Consider the following 917-nt stretch of genomic DNA (forward strand, 5'->3'; position numbering starts at 1 on the left):
CTGGACGATCCTATTTGGTCAAATACCTAGCGACAAACTCCTATGTTCCTTTGATTACGATATTTCTGAACAAGTTCCTGGATAACAAGACTAAAGATTTTTTGATTGATGATATCGACATTGATGATATCGACATTGATGATAGTGACTATATTGAGCCTAGTGACGATATTGATGCTAATGACGATAKCGATCGGGACCTTGATACGGAGCTGGAGCGGCTAACTCTGATGMATGCTGCTATGGATATGATGTCGGAAATAGACCGATTTTATATCACCCTTCAATTCGAATTAGCAAAAGCAATGTCTCCTTGCATAATATGGATTCCAAACATTCATGATCTGGATGTRAATGAGTCGAATTACTTATCCCTCGGTTTATTAGTGAAYCGTCTCTCCAGGRATTGTGAAAGATGTTCCACTMGAAATATTCTTGTTATTGCTTCGACTCATATTCCCCAAAAAGTGGATCCCGCTYTAATAGCTCCGAATAAATTAAATACGTGCATTAAGATACGAAGGCTTCTTATTCCACAACAACGAAAGCACTTTTTCACTCTTTCATATACTAGGGGATTTCACTTGGAAWAGAAAAAGTKCCATACTAATGGATTCGGGTCCATAACCATGGGTTCCAATGCACGAGATCTTGTAKCACTTACCAATGAGGCCCTATCGATTAGTATTACACAGAAGAAATCAATTCTAGACACTAATAYAATTAGATCCGCTCTTCATAAACAAACTTGGGATTTGCGATCCCAGGTAAGATCGGTTCAGGATCACGGGCTCCTTTTCTATCAGATAGGAAGGGCTGTTGCGCAAAATGTACTTCTAAGTAATTGCCCCATAGATCCTATATCTATCTATATGAAGAAGAAATCATGTAACGAAGGGGATTCTTATTTGTACAAA

The 917-nt window shown here is 38.4% G+C and carries 1 protein-coding gene; it reads left to right on the forward strand.

Going from position 1 to position 917, the window contains the following annotated elements; translation table 11 throughout:
- Positions 1 to 14: 14 nt before the first annotated feature.
- On the forward strand, positions 15 to 917 hold a 903-nt coding region (locus EZV76_RS17810; protein ID WP_500683421.1), incomplete at its 3' end, for an AAA family ATPase.

Origin of the sequence: Flagellimonas alvinocaridis (assembly GCF_004916895.1) — a bacterium.
Lineage (GTDB): Bacteria > Bacteroidota > Bacteroidia > Flavobacteriales > Flavobacteriaceae > Flagellimonas > Flagellimonas alvinocaridis.